The sequence below is a fragment of the Streptomyces sp. NPDC051051 genome (assembly GCF_040682975.1).
Lineage (GTDB): Bacteria > Actinomycetota > Actinomycetes > Streptomycetales > Streptomycetaceae > Streptomyces.
Genome location: NZ_JBFBCB010000030.1, coordinates 64979 through 81442 on the forward strand (window position 1 = coordinate 64979; position 16464 = coordinate 81442).

Annotated in this window: 17 protein-coding genes and 1 tRNA gene; 13 read left to right on the forward strand and 5 right to left on the reverse strand. The window is 72.2% G+C overall.

What is annotated here, in order from left to right; genetic code table 11:
• The first annotated feature begins 82 nt into the window (after positions 1 to 82).
• The gene (locus AB0N31_RS22650) at positions 83 to 700 is read left to right on the forward strand and encodes a LytR C-terminal domain-containing protein (protein WP_366060233.1); all 618 of its coding nucleotides are present in this window, start codon (positions 83 to 85) and stop codon (positions 698 to 700) included.
• Between the two features lie 28 nt (positions 701 to 728).
• Here AB0N31_RS22650 and upp read toward each other — a convergent pair whose 3' ends face one another.
• The gene (gene upp, locus AB0N31_RS22655) at positions 729 to 1364 is read right to left on the reverse strand and encodes a uracil phosphoribosyltransferase (protein WP_366060196.1); all 636 of its coding nucleotides are present in this window, start codon (positions 1362 to 1364) and stop codon (positions 729 to 731) included.
• Between the two features lie 137 nt (positions 1365 to 1501).
• Between upp and AB0N31_RS22660 the strand changes: the two genes are divergently transcribed.
• From AB0N31_RS22660 to AB0N31_RS22695, 8 genes are all read left to right on the forward strand, one after another.
• On the forward strand, positions 1502 to 1720 hold the full coding sequence (locus AB0N31_RS22660; protein ID WP_366060197.1) for a hypothetical protein: 219 nt from the start codon (positions 1502 to 1504) through the stop codon (positions 1718 to 1720).
• Between the two features lie 311 nt (positions 1721 to 2031).
• The gene (locus tag AB0N31_RS22665) at positions 2032 to 2574 is read left to right on the forward strand and encodes a hypothetical protein (RefSeq protein WP_366060198.1); all 543 of its coding nucleotides are present in this window, start codon (positions 2032 to 2034) and stop codon (positions 2572 to 2574) included.
• 59 nt (positions 2575 to 2633) lie between these two features.
• On the forward strand, positions 2634 to 3065 hold the full coding sequence (gene tadA, locus AB0N31_RS22670; RefSeq protein WP_366060199.1) for a tRNA adenosine(34) deaminase TadA: 432 nt from the start codon (positions 2634 to 2636) through the stop codon (positions 3063 to 3065).
• Positions 3066 to 3109: 44 nt separating this feature from the next.
• A tRNA-Ser gene (locus AB0N31_RS22675) sits at positions 3110 to 3194 on the forward strand.
• Between the two features lie 179 nt (positions 3195 to 3373).
• Entirely contained in the window at positions 3374 to 3550 is a 177-nt protein-coding gene (locus AB0N31_RS22680; RefSeq protein WP_363090862.1) for a hypothetical protein, read from the forward strand.
• 31 nt (positions 3551 to 3581) lie between these two features.
• On the forward strand, positions 3582 to 3875 hold the full coding sequence (locus AB0N31_RS22685; protein ID WP_366060200.1) for a Dabb family protein: 294 nt from the start codon (positions 3582 to 3584) through the stop codon (positions 3873 to 3875).
• Positions 3876 to 4062: 187 nt separating this feature from the next.
• The gene (locus AB0N31_RS22690) at positions 4063 to 4890 is read left to right on the forward strand and encodes an RNA polymerase sigma factor SigF (RefSeq protein ID WP_366060234.1); all 828 of its coding nucleotides are present in this window, start codon (positions 4063 to 4065) and stop codon (positions 4888 to 4890) included.
• Between the two features lie 372 nt (positions 4891 to 5262).
• Positions 5263 to 6174, forward strand: a complete 912-nt coding sequence (locus tag AB0N31_RS22695; protein ID WP_366060202.1) for an RNA polymerase sigma factor SigF — start codon at positions 5263 to 5265, stop codon at positions 6172 to 6174.
• Positions 6175 to 6784: 610 nt separating this feature from the next.
• Here the strand turns inward: AB0N31_RS22695 and AB0N31_RS22700 are convergent.
• On the reverse strand, positions 6785 to 6982 hold the full coding sequence (locus tag AB0N31_RS22700; RefSeq protein WP_366060204.1) for a hypothetical protein: 198 nt from the start codon (positions 6980 to 6982) through the stop codon (positions 6785 to 6787).
• Between the two features lie 232 nt (positions 6983 to 7214).
• On the opposite strand from AB0N31_RS22700, the gene AB0N31_RS22705 reads away from it, so the two are divergent.
• From AB0N31_RS22705 to AB0N31_RS22720, 4 genes are all read left to right on the forward strand, one after another.
• Entirely contained in the window at positions 7215 to 7748 is a 534-nt protein-coding gene (locus AB0N31_RS22705; RefSeq protein WP_366060205.1) for a MarR family transcriptional regulator, read from the forward strand.
• A 13-nt stretch (positions 7749 to 7761) separates the two neighbouring features.
• A complete protein-coding gene (locus AB0N31_RS22710) occupies positions 7762 to 10263 on the forward strand; it encodes an MFS transporter (RefSeq protein WP_366060206.1) in 2502 nt (833 codons plus the stop codon).
• Between the two features lie 71 nt (positions 10264 to 10334).
• Positions 10335 to 11156, forward strand: a complete 822-nt coding sequence (locus tag AB0N31_RS22715) for a YceI family protein (RefSeq protein ID WP_366060207.1) — start codon at positions 10335 to 10337, stop codon at positions 11154 to 11156.
• Positions 11157 to 11264: 108 nt separating this feature from the next.
• Positions 11265 to 11735 carry a PPOX class F420-dependent oxidoreductase gene (locus tag AB0N31_RS22720; RefSeq protein ID WP_366060208.1) on the forward strand — a complete coding sequence of 157 codons (471 nt, stop codon included), beginning with the start codon at positions 11265 to 11267 and terminating at the stop codon, positions 11733 to 11735.
• Between the two features lie 43 nt (positions 11736 to 11778).
• Here AB0N31_RS22720 and AB0N31_RS22725 read toward each other — a convergent pair whose 3' ends face one another.
• The 3 genes from AB0N31_RS22725 to AB0N31_RS22735 form a co-directional block, all read right to left on the reverse strand.
• Positions 11779 to 12537 (reverse strand): TetR/AcrR family transcriptional regulator, encoded by a 759-nt coding sequence (locus AB0N31_RS22725; protein ID WP_366060209.1) that lies wholly within the window; start codon positions 12535 to 12537, stop codon positions 11779 to 11781.
• Between the two features lie 204 nt (positions 12538 to 12741).
• Entirely contained in the window at positions 12742 to 14922 is a 2181-nt protein-coding gene (locus tag AB0N31_RS22730; protein ID WP_366060210.1) for a glycosyltransferase family 39 protein, read from the reverse strand.
• Positions 14919 to 16454, reverse strand: coding sequence for a bifunctional glycosyltransferase family 2/GtrA family protein (locus tag AB0N31_RS22735; protein WP_366060211.1), 1536 nt, complete (start codon positions 16452 to 16454; stop codon positions 14919 to 14921). Before AB0N31_RS22735 ends, AB0N31_RS22730 begins: the two co-directional genes overlap by 4 nt.
• Positions 16455 to 16464 lie beyond the last annotated feature (10 nt).

Sequence of the window (16464 nt, forward strand, 5' to 3'; positions counted from 1 at the left end):
CGCGCTATCAAATGATCATCTGGTAGGCATGGCCGCCCCGGCGCACTACGCTGCGCTCATGAGCATGCTGACTCCCCCCGGCATGGGCGGCCAATACCGGATCACGGGGGACAAGTACCCCCGGATGCGCCCGTCCCGGCGACGCGGCAGGCTGGTCGGCGTCGTCGTCGCCTGCGGAGCCGTGCTCGGCGTGGCCGGCTGGGGCACCCTCCAGCTGATCGACGTCTTCACCGGCGGCGGGGGCACCGCCTCGGCGGCCGCCGCGAAGGCCGGCTGCTCGACCAAGGCGAGCCCCGCGGCCACCGCGTCCCCGGCCGCCCTGCCCAGGCCGGCGCAGATCACCGTGAACGTCCTCAACGCCACCACGCGCAGCGGCCTGGCCAAGACCACCGCCGACGAACTCAAGAAGCGCGGCTTCCGGATCGGCGAGGTGGGCAACGCCGGCCCGCAGTACGACAAGAAGGTCACCGGCATTGGTGTACTGCTCGGCCCGGCGGCCTCGCTGAACACCTCGCTGCCGGTGCTGGCCACCCAGCTCACCGCCGCCGAGCGCCGCACCGACGCCGCCCGCAAGGGCGCCGCGATCGACCTGATCATCGGCAACGGCTTCAAGGCGCTGACCAGCCGACCGGAAGCGACCAGGGAACTGACGGCCCTGGCCGCACCGAAGCCGACGGCGACCGCGAAGAAGGGCTGCTGAGCGCCGTACCCCACCGGTACGGCGGGGGTTACTCGGCCGCGCCGTACAGGCGGTCGCCCGCGTCGCCCAGGCCCGGGACGATGTAGCCGTGCTCGTTGAGGTGGTCGTCGACGGCCGCCGTGACGACGGTGACCGGTGTGCCCGCCAGGTCGCGCTCCACGATCTCCACGCCCTCGGGCGCGGCCAGCAGCACCACCGCGGTCACGTCGTCGGCCCCCCGCCTGATCAGCTCGCGGATCGCGGCGACCAGCGTGCCGCCGGTGGCCAGCATCGGGTCCAGGACGTACACCTGACGGCCGGACAGATCCTCCGGCATGCGCGTGGCGTACGTGGAGGCCTGGAGGGTCTGCTCGTCGCGGATCATGCCCATGAAGCCCACCTCGGCGGTCGGCAGCAGCCGGACCATGCCGTCCAGCATGCCGAGGCCGGCCCGCAGGATCGGCACCACCAGCGGACGTGGGCGGGCGAGCTTGACGCCGGTGGTGCCGGCGACCGGCGTCATGATGTCGACCTGCTCGGTGCGCACGTCCCGGGTGGCCTCGTAGGCGAGCAGGGTGACCAGCTCGTCGGCGAGGCGACGGAAGGTCGCGGAGTCCGTGCGGCGGTCGCGCAGCGTGGTGAGCTTGTGGGCGACCAGGGGGTGGTCGACGACGTGGAGACGCATGTCCACAACAGTAACCGGGCCCGACCGGCCCGGCGTCCCCACACACAGTGAGCCTCTCCCCCTCGCTCGAATCGTTCGTCGGCATCAAACCGCCCTTCGGAGGGAAGGTGGTGGAAACGGACCAGGGTGGTGGACCAATGCCTGACCTGCCAGAGCGTGCGGCGCCGCAAGCGGAGGAGCCGCCGGAGAACCCGTCGGAGGAGCCGTCGGAGACCGAAGCGCAGCGCCGCAGACGACGCGCGCAGTTCCTGCGCGAGCTGGCCGAGGCCCGCGAGCTGCGCGACCGCGTCCAGCCGCGCCGCGCCAAGACGGCCCGGCTCCGACACGCGATGCGCATGCGCACCTTCCGCTGGTAGCGGTCCGCTCGGCGCCCCTGGGGAAGACCGCCGGCGTCACGCGCGTTACGGGGTGGGCGTGCGTGGCCGCACGGCAAAGCCGCGTACGATCCGCGGTGGTGGCAACGAGTGCGCTGGTGAGTTGCTTGCGGGCGTCCCCATGGACCCGCGATCAAAACGTCCGGACACAGGGAGCCGAAGACGTCCCCTGGACGCCTTGTTTCTGCCACGATTCCGGGTGGGTGGGGCTCGGAGCCTGAGCTCTCTCCGCCCGTAACCTCCGGCCGGGGGGACCCCCAACCGGCACGCCTAAGACCAGTGGGAGAGTCACGGTGTACTTCGCCGCACTGCTCGCGCGCACCGAAGACGGGTGGGAAGCGAGCGACACGGAGCTCGACGATGTGGAAACCCTGTCGGATCTCGCCGACCTGGCCCGGGAAGCCTCTCCGGACGAGGACACCGTCCTCGTGCTGATCGAGCAGGAGGACTCCTGGTTCGGGGTCGTCCGCATCGACGGCGAGGAGGACCCACGCATCTTCGTCTCCGACGCAAGCGCCGCCGCCCGCAGTTCGTACGGGGAGATCCTGCTCACCGACGAACTGCTCGGCCGAGATCCGGGTGACGCCGACGACCTGGACGTCCTCGACCTCGACGGAACCGAGGACGGCGACGCCGAGGACGACGACACGGACGACACCGACGGCGCGGGGAGCTCCGGTTCGGCCGAGGCGGTGCCGCACGGCCCGGTCGGCGACGCCGGCATCCTCGACGACCTCGGCGTCGGCGAGAAGGAACTCAAGTCGCTGTCCTCGGACGCGCTCACCGAGATCGCCGAGTCCCTCGGGGCCTCGGAGGTCCTGGAGACCGTCCGCTGACCGCACCGACCGAAGAGGGCCGGCCCGCCGACCCCGTACGTGACCGCTGGCGGGCCGCGATGCGGCTCGCCCTGGACGAGGCCGCGCTGGCCGCCCGCGGCGGCGACGTCCCCGTCGGTGCCGTCGTCCTGGCCGCCGACGGCACCACCGTCCTCGGGGCCGGCCACAACGAACGCGAGGCGGGGGGCGACCCCACGGCCCACGCGGAGGTGCTGGCCCTGCGCCGGGCCGCCGCGCGGACCGGCCAGTGGCGGCTGACGGGCTGCACGCTCGTCGTCACGCTGGAGCCGTGCACGATGTGCGCGGGCGCCCTCGTCCAGTCCCGCGTGGACCGGGTCGTCTACGGCGCCCGTGACGACAAGGCGGGCGCGGCCGGCTCCCTCTGGGACGTCGTCCGCGACCGTCGGCTCAACCACCGCCCCGAGGTCGTCGAGGGCGTCCTCGCCGCGGACTGCGCCCGGTTGCTCACCGAGTTCTTCCGCTCCCGGTGAATCCGATTTCAAACCGGGGCTCACCTTGTTGTAAGGTCTCTCTCGGTAGCGTGTCCGAGCGGCCGAAGGAGCTCGCCTCGAAAGCGAGTGTGGCGCAAGTCACCGAGGGTTCAAATCCCTCCGCTACCGCTGATGACACCCCCTGAACCGTGGCGACACGGATCAGGGGGTGTTCTGCTGTGCGGTGGGCACGGCGACCTCGTGAAACGCCCTGCCCGTCGTGGCGTTGGTCGGAAGAAACGATGTGAGGGTTACACTCGCGGCCGGCAGCAGGGGGCCCCAGGGGCAGCATTCAGAGGGAGGCCGCGGTGGCGGTGAACGCCAAGAAGATCGCCGTCTACGTGATCGTGGTCTTCGTGCTTTACGTGATCATCACGGACCCGGAGAAGGCGGCGGACTATGTCCAGATAGCCTTCGAGGGCATATCGGACGCGGCCAGCGCCATCGGCGACTTCTTCACCTGGCTCGCCGACGGAGCGAAGTAGCAGCCGGCAGCCGTACTCACCGGGAGTGTCCTTGATCCGCCATCTGGTCCTCTTCAAGCTCAACGAAGGCGTCACCCGCGACGACCCCCGGGTGGTGGAGGGCGAAGCGGCCTTCCGCGCCCTGGGCGGACAGATCGAGGAGCTGCGCTTCTGGGAACTGGGCTGGAACATCAGCGACCGGCCCATCGCCCACGACTTCGCGATCAACTCGGCGGTCGAGGACGCGGAAGCCCTGAAGCGGTACCTCGAGCACCCGGCGCACCAGGCGGGCGTGGCCCTCTGGCGCGAGTTCGCCACCTGGGTGGTCGCCGACTACGCGTTCTGACGCCGCGGCCGGACCGTGCCGCACTGAGCCCTCCGCCGGAACGGCGGGGGGCTTTCGCGCGTCCTGCGCCCAACTTCTCCCTCAACACGGTCTTATGGGGTACTTGCACACACTGCACATGTCTTGTGATGCTATGACCGCTTTTGATGGATGAGTTGACCGAAGTTGATCTGACGAAGAGGTGGCGTTGACCGTGTCGGCCAGTACTGCGCCGCCTCAGGAGGAGGCACCCGCCCCGACGCCCGAACGGCGCCGCGGCGCGGACACCCGGGCACTGACCCAGGTGCTCTTCGCCCAGCTGAAGGACCTGCGACCGGGCACCCCGGAGCACGACCGCGTGCGCGGGGCGCTCATCGAGGCCAACCTCCCGCTCGTACGCTACGCCGCCGGCCGCTTCCGCTCCCGCAACGAGCCCATGGAGGACGTCGTCCAGGTCGGCACCATCGGCCTGATCAACGCCATCGACCGCTTCGACCCCGACCGGGGCGTGCAGTTCCCGACCTTCGCGATGCCGACCGTCGTGGGCGAGATCAAACGGTACTTCCGCGACAACGTGCGCACCGTCCATGTCCCGCGCCGGCTCCACGAGTTGTGGGTTCAGGTCAACAGCGCCACCGAGGACCTGACCACCGCCTTCGGCCGGACGCCGACCACCGCGGAGATCGCCGAGCGGCTGCGCATCGCCGAGCACGAGGTGCTGTCCTGCATCGAGGCCGGCCGCTCGTACCACGCGACCTCCCTGGAGGCCGCACAGGAGGGCGACGGGCTGCCCGGCCTGCTGGACCGGCTCGGTTACGAGGACCCGGCGCTGGACGGGGTGGAGCACCGCGACCTGGTCCGTCACCTCCTGGTCCAGCTCCCCGAACGCGAGCAGCGGATCCTGCTGCTGCGCTACTACAGCAATCTGACCCAGTCGCAGATCAGCGCGGAACTCGGGGTCTCCCAGATGCACGTCTCGCGCCTCCTGGCGCGCAGCTTCCAGCGGTTGCGCTCGGCGAACCGCATCGACGCCTGACGGCCCCCGCCAGCCCCTCCGCGGGCGGCGACAGCCCTTCGACGGGCGGCAGCGACGCCCCGGCGGGCGGAGGCGTGTGGTCCTTCAGGGTGAAGATCCGCAACCGAACACGGGAGCGATCCCTCACCGGCGCGGGCGAATCACCCAGCGGGGCACTTCCCGGCCGAACCGTGCTGATACGCCGTCACACCCCTTCTTTCCAGGGCCTATTCGTGACTGACATGTCGACATGTCACTACAGCGTGTTGCCGACATGTGACATTCTGCCGGAAGCGCGTTTGCCGAGGCTTCGGCTCCGGTATTCAGGTGAAGGCTGGCGTTCCTCGATCCGGAGCGTTCGCCACGACCGTCCCGCGACCCAAAGGGGGTGGCATGTCCGCAGACCAGGGCAGCTCGAAGGTGCTCATGCTCACGAAGAGCGAGTCCGCGCCCACCGAGCCCGTCACGCCCGTCGAGCCCGACGTGCTCGACGACGTCACGGCCCTCGAGGCCGCTCCCGTCCCGGCGCTCCCGGCCACGGGAGCCATCGACACCCGCACCCTGTCCCGCTCCCTGTTCCTGCGGCTGGCCGCGCTCGACGAGGAGAGCCCCGAGCGCGCGTACGTCCGGGACACGCTCATCGAGCTGAACCTCCCGCTCGTGCGGTACGCGGCGGCACGCTTCCGCTCGCGCAACGAGCCGATGGAGGACATCGTCCAGGTCGGCACCATCGGCCTGATCAAGGCGATCGACCGCTTCGACTGCGAACGGGGCGTCGAGTTCCCGACCTTCGCGATGCCGACGGTCGTGGGCGAGATCAAGCGCTTCTTCCGCGACACCTCGTGGTCGGTGCGCGTCCCGCGCCGCCTCCAGGAGCTGCGGCTGGCCCTCACCAAGGCCAGCGACGACCTCTCCCAGAAGCTGGACCGCTCGCCGACGGTGGCCGAACTGGCCCTGGTCCTGGGCGTCTCCGAGGAGGACGTGGTCGACGGGCTGGCCGTCGGCAACGCGTACACCGCCTCCTCCCTCGACTCGCCGGCCCCCGAGGACGACGGCGGCGAGGGCTCCCTCGCCGACCGCCTCGGCTACGAGGACACGGCGCTGGAGGGCGTGGAGTACCGCGAGTCGCTGAAGCCCCTGCTGGCCAAGCTGCCGCCGCGTGAGCGGCAGATCATCATGCTGCGCTTCTTCGCCAACATGACGCAGTCGCAGATCGGCGAGGAGGTCGGCATCTCCCAGATGCACGTCTCGCGTCTCCTCACGCGCACCCTGTCCCAGCTCCGTGAGGGCCTGATCTCCGACTGAGCCGCGGGCGGGCCCGTCGCCGGGTCCGCACCACCGTTCGCGGGCTTGTCTTCCGACCGACCGCCAGTGACACCGGTGCGATGCGCCGGCCGACGTGGCCACAGGGCCGCCGGGGCGCCTCACCGGGCGCGTCGGCGGCCGTCGTCGTAGGTGCGGGAGTCCTGCCGGCGGACGGGGACGGAGGCCCGGCCGTCCTGACCGTGGGCGAGCCGGAACGCGCCGCCGCGGGTCGCCGGGGGTGCGAGCCGGCGGCTCGCACTTCCACAACTCGGTCGGCACACCGGCCTGTTCGGGCTCGGTCACCCCGGGGGTGCACCTCGTCGGCGCCCTGGGCGCCCTCTGGGCGACGATCGAGCCGACGGAGGAGCTCCCGGCGTCGGTCGCCCCGAAAGCCCGCGAGCGCGACACCTGGACGGCCTGCGTGGACGCCTGGCGGGCCTCCTGGGCATGCGTGCGGAGACACGGGACGTGTCGGTGCGGTGCGGGGGGGGGCGACTGCGCCGCCCGACCGGGGGTGCGGGTGCCGGCCGGGGAATGAAGCCGGGACGGCTGCTGCCCCGAGCGGGCGCCGCCGAGAGGGCCGTACCGCCGGGGCGCGCCGTCCTGTCCGTTACTTCATTGCCAGCCAGGCCACGGCCGCCACGATCGCCACCGCCGCGACGACGCCCAGGATCAGGCCGAGGCGGGGGCCGGCCGGGGCCGGGGCCGGGCGGGATGCCTGGGGAGTGCCCTCGTCGACGAACGCCCGGAACATCTGGGTGCTGCCGGCGGGGTCGTGGTTGCCCTGGGGGCCCTGCGTGTTAGCCATGCCCCGAGACACTAGCGAAAGCGGCCGGGGTGGCCCAAGCGGGGGCGTACTCCGGCCCGGCCGATTCGGCCCGCCCCTCCCGCCCCGCCCGCTCGGCCGACCCTCCCACCTGGGCATTTACTCCCGCAATACTTGCCTTTGCCAACTTTTTGCGACGCCCGCCCCCCGTTTGTTTGCCTGCAGCAACCAAGCGCTTCTATGGTTGCCCTAAGCAACAAAAGCGGGAGGTGTGATGGCAGGGCAGGCGCAGTTCGAGGAGCTGGCGCGTCAGCTCAGCGCCGTCGGAGCCGTGAAGCGAGACCTCGGGCGGATCCTGCCGGCCGACTGCTCGCCCGGCTCGGCAGGGGTGCTGACGCTGCTCGACCGTCACGGTGACCTGCGCATGAGCGCCCTGTCCGAGCTGCTCGCCGTCGACATGTCGGTGACCAGCCGGCACGCCGCGCACCTCGCCGAACGGGGATGGATCGAACGGTCCCCGGACCCCACGGACAAGCGCTCGCGGATCCTGCGCCTCACCCCCGAGGGCCACGCGATGCTCGCCGAGCTGACCCGCCGCAGCACCGATCTGCTGGCGGAGCGGCTGAGCGACTGGACCGACGACGAGGTCGGTCAGCTCATCGGGCTGATGACCCGGCTGCGCGCCAGCTTCGGCGACTGCCGGTCCACCCCGCACCGGCCCCACCGGCCCCCTCCCGTTCCCGAGAGCGAACACCCACGTGGACCGTCACGTGACCGGACCACCCGTACACCCGCACAAGCGACGTAAGAGAAGGAAGCCCATGGCAACGACCACACCAGCCGGTGTGCGGGCTCACGCGAAGCACGGCGGAGGGTCCGCCGGCGACGCTCCGATGACCCACCGGCAGATCATGGAGGCCCTCTCCGGACTGCTCCTCGGCATGTTCGTGGCGATCCTGTCGTCCACGATCGTCTCGAACGCCCTCCCGGAGATCATCGGCGACCTCGGCGGCGGCCAGTCCGCCTACACCTGGGTCGTCACCGCCACCCTGCTGTCGATGACCGCGACCACCCCCCTGTGGGGCAAGCTCGCCGACCTGTACGACAAGAAGACGCTCGTCCAGATAGCGCTCGTCGTCTACGTCCTCGGATCGGCCGCCGCCGGTCTGTCGCAGAACCCCGGCATGCTGATCGCCTGCCGCGTGGTGCAGGGCGTCGGCGTGGGCGGCCTCTCCGCCCTCGCCCAGATCGTCATGGCGGCGATGATCTCCCCGCGGGAGCGCGGACGTTACTCCGGCTACCTCGGCGCGACCTTCGCCGTCGCCACCGTCGGCGGTCCGCTGCTCGGCGGTGTCATCACCGACACGAGCTGGCTGGGCTGGCGCTGGTGCTTCTACGTCGGCGTGCCCTTCGCCGTGATCGCGCTGATCGTGCTGCAGAAGACCCTGCACCTGCCCGTCGTGAAGCGGGACGTCAAGGTCGACTGGGCCGGCGCGTTCTTCATCTCGGCCGCGGTCTCGCTGCTGCTGGTCTGGGTCACCTTCGCCGGTGACAAGTACGACTGGCTGTCCTGGCAGACGTACACGATGGTCGCGGGCTCGATCGCGCTCGGGCTGATCTTCGTGCTCGTCGAGTCGCGGGCCGCCGAACCGATCATCCCGTTGCGCCTCTTCCGCAACCGCACCATCACGCTGTCCTCCGCCGCCTCGATGTTCGTCGGCGTCGCGATGTTCTCCGGCACGGTCTTCTTCGCCCAGTACTTCCAGCTGGCCCGCGACGAGTCGCCGACCATGTCCGGTGTCCTGACGATCCCGATGATCGGCGGGCTCTTCGTCTCCTCCACCGTGTCGGGACAGCTCATCACCCGCACCGGCAAGTGGAAGGCCTGGCTGGTCGGCGGCGGCGTGCTCATCACGGCGGGCCTCGGCCTGCTGGGCACCATCCGCTACGACACCCCGTACTGGAAGACCGCCGTCTTCATGGCCCTGCTCGGCCTCGGCGTCGGCATGATGATGCAGAACCTGGTGCTGTCCACGCAGAACCAGGTCGCCCCGGGCGACCTCGGCGCGGCCAGCTCCACGGTCACCTTCTTCCGCTCCCTCGGCGGTGCGATGGGCGTCTCGGCGCTGGGCGCCGTCATGGCCCACCGCATCGGCGACTATGCCCGGGACGGCATCGCGGGCCTCGGCCCCGACTACGCCTCCCTCGCCGCTTCCGGCTCCGGGGGCGCCATCCCCGACATGGACAAGCTGCCGCTGCCGCTGCGCACGGTCATGGAGAGCGCGTACGGCCACGGCATCGCGGACGTCTTCCTGATCGCTGCCGTCATGGCCCTGCTGGCCTTCCTCATCACCCTGTTCATCAAGGAGGTCCCGCTGCGGACCAAGGGCGCGCCGGCGCAGACGGACTCCGCGGACGCCCCCGCCCAGGCCCCGGTCACCGTCGAGGCCCCGGCCGCCGCCGGTGAGCAGGCCCTCGCCGAGGCCGCCGCCGAGGCCGGTCCCGAGGACACCCGGCGGCTCGCCGCCACCGCCACCGCCGAGGCCCCCGCGGCCTCCTCCGGCGGCATCCCGGTCCGCGGTCTGGTCCGCGGTGCCGAGAGCGCGCCCGTGCCGCAGGCCGCCGTCACGCTGATCTCCCTCGCGGGCCGTCAGCTGGGCCGTTCGGTCGCGCAGGCCGACGGTTCCTACGGGCTGGACGCGCCGGGCGCGGGCTCGTACGTCCTGATCGCCTCCGCCGACGGGTTCCAGCCGCAGGCGTCCACGATCGTCGTCAACGGCGAGCCGGTCGCGTACGACATCCTGCTCAGCGGGACCAGCGGGCTCGGCGGTGTCGTGCGGGCCGCCGAGACGGGCGAGCCCGTCGGGCACGCCATGGTCGTCGTCACCGACGTGCGGGGTGATCTGCTGGCCACCGGGACCACCGGTGAGCAGGGCGAGTTCTCCTTCGCCGAGCTGGTGCCGGGTGCCGTGACCGTCGCGGTCAACGCCGCCGGGTTCCGGCCGCGCGCCCTGCCCGTCGAGGTCGGCGCGACCGGAGTGACCCGCGTGGAGCTGGTCCTCGACGCGGGGGCGCAGGTCCAGGGCGTCGTCCGGGCGCCGCACGGTCCGCTGGCCGACGCGCGCGTGACGCTCGTCGACGCGGCGGGCAACGTGGTCGGCACCGCCACCACCGGCGTGGACGGGGCGTACGCCTTCACCGACCTGGACGGCGGGGACTACACGGTCATCGCGACCGGCTACCCGCCGGTGGCCACCTCCCTGACCGTCGCCGGCACCGGCGTGGACGGCCACGACATCGAACTCGCCCACCCCGGCGAGTAGTCACGACACGGCACCGGCCCGTGGCGGGGAGCTCCCCGCCACGGGCCGGTCTCTTCGAGGAGTTACGTGAGATGGGACTGACCGCGAGGATCCGCACCCGGGACGGATGGGCCGTGTCGCACGCGGTCGTCACGGTGGCGGACACGACGGGCACGCAGGTGCTGCGCGCCGAGGCCGACGCGGAGGGTGCCGTACGCGACACGACCGCGCTGGCGCCGGGGGCGTACACCGTGATCGTCACCGCCGTCGGATACGCGCCGGCCGCCGCGAGCGCGCTGGTCACCGCGAGCGGCCGGGCCGAGATCGGCACGGTCACGCTGGCCCGGCAGGGCGGCACCGAACTGCCGCCGCCCGGCCCGTGGACCGTCGACCCCGCGCACTCCACGGTCGGCGCGGTCGCCCAGCACCTCGGCATCTCCAGCGTGCGCGGCCGGTTCACCGACTTCGCCGCGTCCGTCGAGATCGCCCCCGACGACGTCGGCACGTCGCGGGTGGCGGCGGTGATCCGCGCCGCCTCCATCGACACCGGCAACGCCATGCGCGACACCCACCTGCGCTCGGCCGACTTCCTGGACGTCGACGCCCACCCGGAGATCACCTACCGCTCGACCGGCCTGACGGCCGCGGGCCCCGACCGCTGGACCGTCCACGGCGACCTGTCCCTGCGCGGCGTCGTCCGCCCCGTCGACCTGGACCTCGCCTACCTCGGCACCGGCGCCGACCCCTGGGGCGGCACCCGGGCGGCCTTCCGCGCGACGGCCGACCTGCACCGCGAGGACTTCGCCATCACCTACAACCAGGTCGTCCAGGCGGGCATCGCCGCCATCGGCACGACGCTCAAGGTCGAACTGGACATCCAGGCCGTGCAGGGGGAGTCGCTGCCGCAGGCGTGAGCGCGGGCGCGGGCAAGGGCGCGGGCAAGGACATGCGCGTGGGCGTGGGCACGGCAGGGTCGGCCTCGGTCCCCGCCCCCGCGCCGCCCCGGCGCCTACGCTGGCCCCATGGCACCGAACATCGCGACCAACACGTCCGTCTCCCTCGACGAGCTGCTGGACTTCGTACGTCCCCGGCACCGCGCGGTCCTCATCACCCGGCGCGCCGACGGCAGCCCCCAGGCCTCCCCGCTGACCTGCGGGGTCGACGACTCGGGCCGGATCGTCGTGTCCACCTACCCGGAGCGGGCCAAGACGCGCAACGCCAAGCGGGACGAGCGGGTCAGCGTGCTCGTGCTGAGCGACGACTGGAACGGGCCCTGGGTCCAGGTCGACGGCACCGCCGAGGTCATCGACTCGCCCGACTCCGTCGAGGCGCTGGTCGAGTACTACCGCAACATCGCCGGCGAGCACCCCGACTGGGACGAATACCGGGCGGCGATGGTGAAGCAGGGCAAGTCGATCATCCGGGTCACGCCCGAGCGCTGGGGCCCCGTCGCCACCGGCGGCTTCCCGGCACGACTCGCACCCCAGGACTGACCACCGCTACCGCCCCGGTCGGCGGACGGAGTCCGACGCGGTCTCAGCCGCGTTCCACCATCGCCTCGATGCCCGCGACCAGCAGGTCCAGGGCGAAGGTGAAGTCGCGGTCCAGCATCTCCGCGACCGTGTCGCCGCCGCGGGCCGCCATGAGGGTCCTGGACTCCTCGACGACCTCGGCGGTCCGCGGCGCCTCGGTCACCTCGCTCAGGGAGTGCTGGAAGTACTCGTCCGGGGTCATGCCCGCGTCCGCGACCCGGCCGAAGAAGTGGCCCTCGATCGTGCCGTAGCCGTACACGAACTGGAAGACCGCCGCGATCGCGCTCGTGATGCGGTGGTCGGGCAGGCCCGTGCGGCGGACCACCCGCTGGACCGTGCGGGAGAAGACCAGGGAGTTCGGTCCGATGTTGAGGTACCGTCCGGCCAGCGGCGACAGCCACGGGTGTCGCACCAGCAGCGCCCGGTACGCCGACGCCAGTGCCCGCAGTTGCTCGCGCCAGTCCTCGCCCGCCGCCTCCGGGTCGGGCAGTTCCAGTTCGCCGAAGGCCGCGTCCAGGGCGAGTTCCAGCAGGTCGTCCTTGGTGTCGACGTACCAGTAGACGGACATCGCCGTCACGTTCAGCTCGGCCGCCAGGCGGCGCATGGAGAACCGGTCCAGTCCCTCCGCGTCCAGCAGCCGTACCGTGACCCCGGTGATCCGGTCCCGGTCGAGCCCCGACGGCTGGCTCCCGCCCCGCCCCCGGCGCGCCTTGCCCTCCAGCCACACGCTGGTCCGCCCGGCCTGCTCGCCAGCCTTCGCCATGGCGCACCTTCCTGGGGGTTCTCCGGGTCACTCCTGATGACGATGCTAGGTGGCGGCCGGGCCTTCAAGGCCGCGGGCCCGCGGCGCGGCAGCGCGGCGCGGCACCGCCGCCACCGGTCCGCCCGGCGGCACGGCCCCGGCGCACCACGCGGAAAGGGGCGGTGACCGCGGTCACCGCCCCTCCCCCGTGCCACCTGCCGGACCTCAGCCGGCCGCCTCCTGCGTCAGGTCGTAGAACGTGGCCGAACCGACCGTGACCTGCTTGAAGTTGGCCTCGATCCACTCGGTGACCTGTGCGGACGTGCCGTCGGCGCCGCCGCCCGTGCCGCCGCCGGATCCGCTGCTGATGAAGTAGTGGATCCTGCCGTCGGCGACGTACTGCTTGAACTGCGCAAGTGTCGGGGACGGGTCGGTGCCGTTGAAGCCGCCGATGGCCATCACCGGGTCGCCGGTGGCCAGCTGGTAGCTCGCGGCGTTCTGGGAGCCGATGGCCGCCGCGGCCCAGGTGTACATGTCGGAGTCGGTGTCCAGCAGCTTCTTGGCCTCGTCGGTGACGGTGGCACCGTTGATGAGGCCGCCCATGCCGCCTCCACCGCCGCCCGCCGGGCCGCCGCCGTCGGTCTGTCCGCCGGGGGCGGTCTGGCCCTGACCCTGCCCCTGGCCCTGTGTGCCGCCGTTGCCGTTCTGCCGGCCGGGCATGCCGCCGCCGGGGAAGCCGCCGTTCTGCCGGCCCTGACCCTGGCCCTGCTGGCCGGGCATGCCGCCGCCGCCGGGACCGCCCCGGCCGCCGCCCATCATGGACGCGCCGGCCGGGCCCGCCGTCGGGATGGATCCGGTGTGCGCGGAGTTCACGGTGCTCAGCGTGTACGCCGTCGGTCCGGCCAGCGCCGCGACCATGCTCACGGCCGCCGCCGCGAGGGCGAGCCGCCGGGTCAGCCGGCCGGCGAAGACCAGGCCGAGCGCGCCCGTCAGACCGCCGACCAGCACCAGCCACTTCAGCCAGGGCAGGTGATCCGGGGTGCGGTTGAGCAGGACGTATCCCCAGGTCGCGGCGGCCACCGAGGCGGCGGCGAGGGTGAGCGACGCCCAGATCCCGGTCCGCCTCTCCCACAGGAGGCCTGCGCCCATGCCGATCACTGCGGCCAGGTAGGGGGCCAGCGCGATCGTGTAGTACTGGTGGAAGATGCCCGCCATGTAGCTGAAGACCACCGTGGTGATCAGCAGCGAGCCGCCCCAGACCAGGAACGCGCCCCTGGTCACGGAGGTCCGCTTCCGCTTGCGCGTGGCCACCAGGCCCGCGACCAGCAGGATCAGCGCGGCGGGCAGCAGCCAGGAGATCTGGGCGCCGATCTCGGAGTTGAACATCCGGTCCCAGCCGGTCTCACCCCACTGACCGGTGCCGCCACCACCGCCACCGCCGACACTGCCGGTCTCGTCGCCGCTGAGGCGGCCGAGCCCGTTGTAGCCGAAGGTCAGCTCCAGGAAGGAGTTGTTCTGCGAGCCGCCGATGTACGGGCGGGAGGAGGCGGGCCACAGCTCGACGATCGCGACCCACCAGCCGCCGGAGACGACCAGCGCGGCCGTCGCCAGGGCCAGCTGCGCGAAGCGCCTCCGCAGCGGGACCGGCGCGCAGACGGCGTACACGATCGCCAGCGGCGGCAGGATCAGGAAGGCCTGGAGGGTCTTGGCGAGGAACGCGAAGCCGATCGCGACACCGGCCCACACCAGCCACTTCGTGCGGCCGTCCTCCAGGGCGCGAACCACGAGGCAGCAGGCCGTGGCCATCAGCAGGGCCAGCATGGCGTCCGGGTTGTCGAACCGGAACATCAGCGCGGCGACCGGGGTGAGTGCGAGCACGGTGCCCGCGATCAGGCCCGAGGCGGGGCTGAAGCGGCGGCGCACGGAGGCGTACACGACGGCGACCGAGCCGACGCCCATCAGCACCTCGGGGACGAGGATCGCCCACGAGTTCAGGCCGAAGATCCGCACGGACAGCGCCATCGGCCACAGCGCGGCCGGCGGCTTGTCGACGGTGATGGCGTTGGCCGAGTCCAGCGAGCCGAAGAAGAACGCCTTCCAGCTCTGGCTGCCGGCCTGCACGGCCGCGGAGTAGAAGGAGTTCGCGTAACCGGAGGCGCTCAGGTTGTAGAGGTACAGGGCGCAGGTGGCGAGCAGCAGGCCGAGGAGGGCCGGGCGCGCCCAGCGGGGGTCCTCGGGCCGGCCGCGCCACAGTCTGCGGGCGAGGGGCTGCTTCGGCTCTCCCGCGCCGGGGGCGGGGGCGTCCGGTTCCCGCGGCGCCGCGGGCAGTGCGGTCCCGGGCGTGCTCCAGATGGCCGGCGCGGCCGCGTCGGCCGTCCGCGCGGTGTCGTCGAGGTGGGTGGTCATCGGGCGTCCCCCGGATCGGTGTCGTGGGGGCGCACCGGCTGCAGCCGCATGGTGGCGTCCCTCCCCCACTCTCGGCTTCGCTCGAGCGGGGGCACCCCCACGGTGCCGTCCGCGGCTTCGCCGGCGCGGAACTGGTGCGTGCCGCTGTCGTGCGGCGGGGTGGGGGGGTGCGGCGCGTGGGGGTGCTGGGCGTGGGGGTGCGGCCGCTGCGGGAGCGGACCGGGCGCGGGGTACGTCGGTGAGGCGGCGGTCCGCCCCAGGGGCTGGGACGGGGCCGGGGGCTCCGCGTCGCCCCGCCGGTCCGGGAACACCCAGGCGCGGAAGAGGAGGAAGCGCAGCACGGTCGCCGCGAGGTTGGCGGCGACGAGGACGGCCAGTTCGGTGGCGTGCGCCGGGTCGGACGTCGCCGCGTCGAGCGCGACGAGCGAACCGCTGGTCAGCGCGAGGCCGATGCCGAAGACGACGAGTCCCTGCGCCTGGTGGCGGACGGCACCGGTCCGGCCGCGCACCCCGAAGGTGAGCCGGCGGTTGGCGGCGGTGTTGGCGACCGCGGAGACGAGCAGCGCGAGCGCGTTGGCCGTCTGGGAGCCGGAGAACTGCCGGAAGCCGCTGTAGAGCAGCAGGTAGAAGAGGGTGGACAGGCCACCGACGACACAGAAGCCGACGAGCTGACGGGCCAGGCCCTTGGGTACGTCCATGATCTCGCGGTCGCGGGGATCGTCGCCGAACGGCCTGGTCAGCCGGTCCAGGGGAAGCGAACCGGTGGCCAGCGCCCGGCCCACGCGCCATACCCCTTTCAGGTCGTCGGTCGCCGTCTTCACGATGTGCACCGTGGAGTCCGGGTCGTCGACCCAGTCGACCGGCACCTCGTGGATACGGAGGCCGGCTCGTTCGGCGAGCACCAGCATCTCAGTGTCGAAGAACCAGCCGGTGTCTTCCACCAGCGGGAGCAGAAGTTGCGCCACGTCGCGGCGGATCGCCTTGAAGCCGCACTGGGCGTCCGAGAAGCGGGCCTGGAGCGAGCCGCGCAGGATCAGGTTGTAGGAGCGGGAGATGAACTCCCGCTTGGCCCCGCGCACCACCCGCGAGCTGCGGGCCAGCCGGGAGCCGATCGCCAGGTCGGAGTGGCCCGAGATCAGCGGTGCCACCAGCGGCAGCAGCGCGTTGAGGTCGGTGGACAGGTCGACGTCCATGTACGCGAGGATCGGGGCGTCCGAGGCCGACCAGACGGTCCGCAGCGCCCGGCCGCGGCCCTTCTGCTCCAGGCGGACGGACCGCACCTCCGGGACCCGCGTCTCCAGCAGCCGCGCCACGTCGGGGGTGCTGTCCGTCGACGCGTTGTCCGCGATGGTGATGCGGAACGGGTAGGGGAACGTCCGCGTCAGATGGTCGTGCAGTCTGCGCACGCAGGGCTGGAGGTCCTTCTCCTCGTTGTAGACGGGGATCACTACGTCCAGGACAGGCGTACCGGCGGTGTCGGCCGGGAGGTGCTCCCGCGCCGGCAGGGTGCCGGGAGAAGAGTCGGTTCGCATGTCGACGACT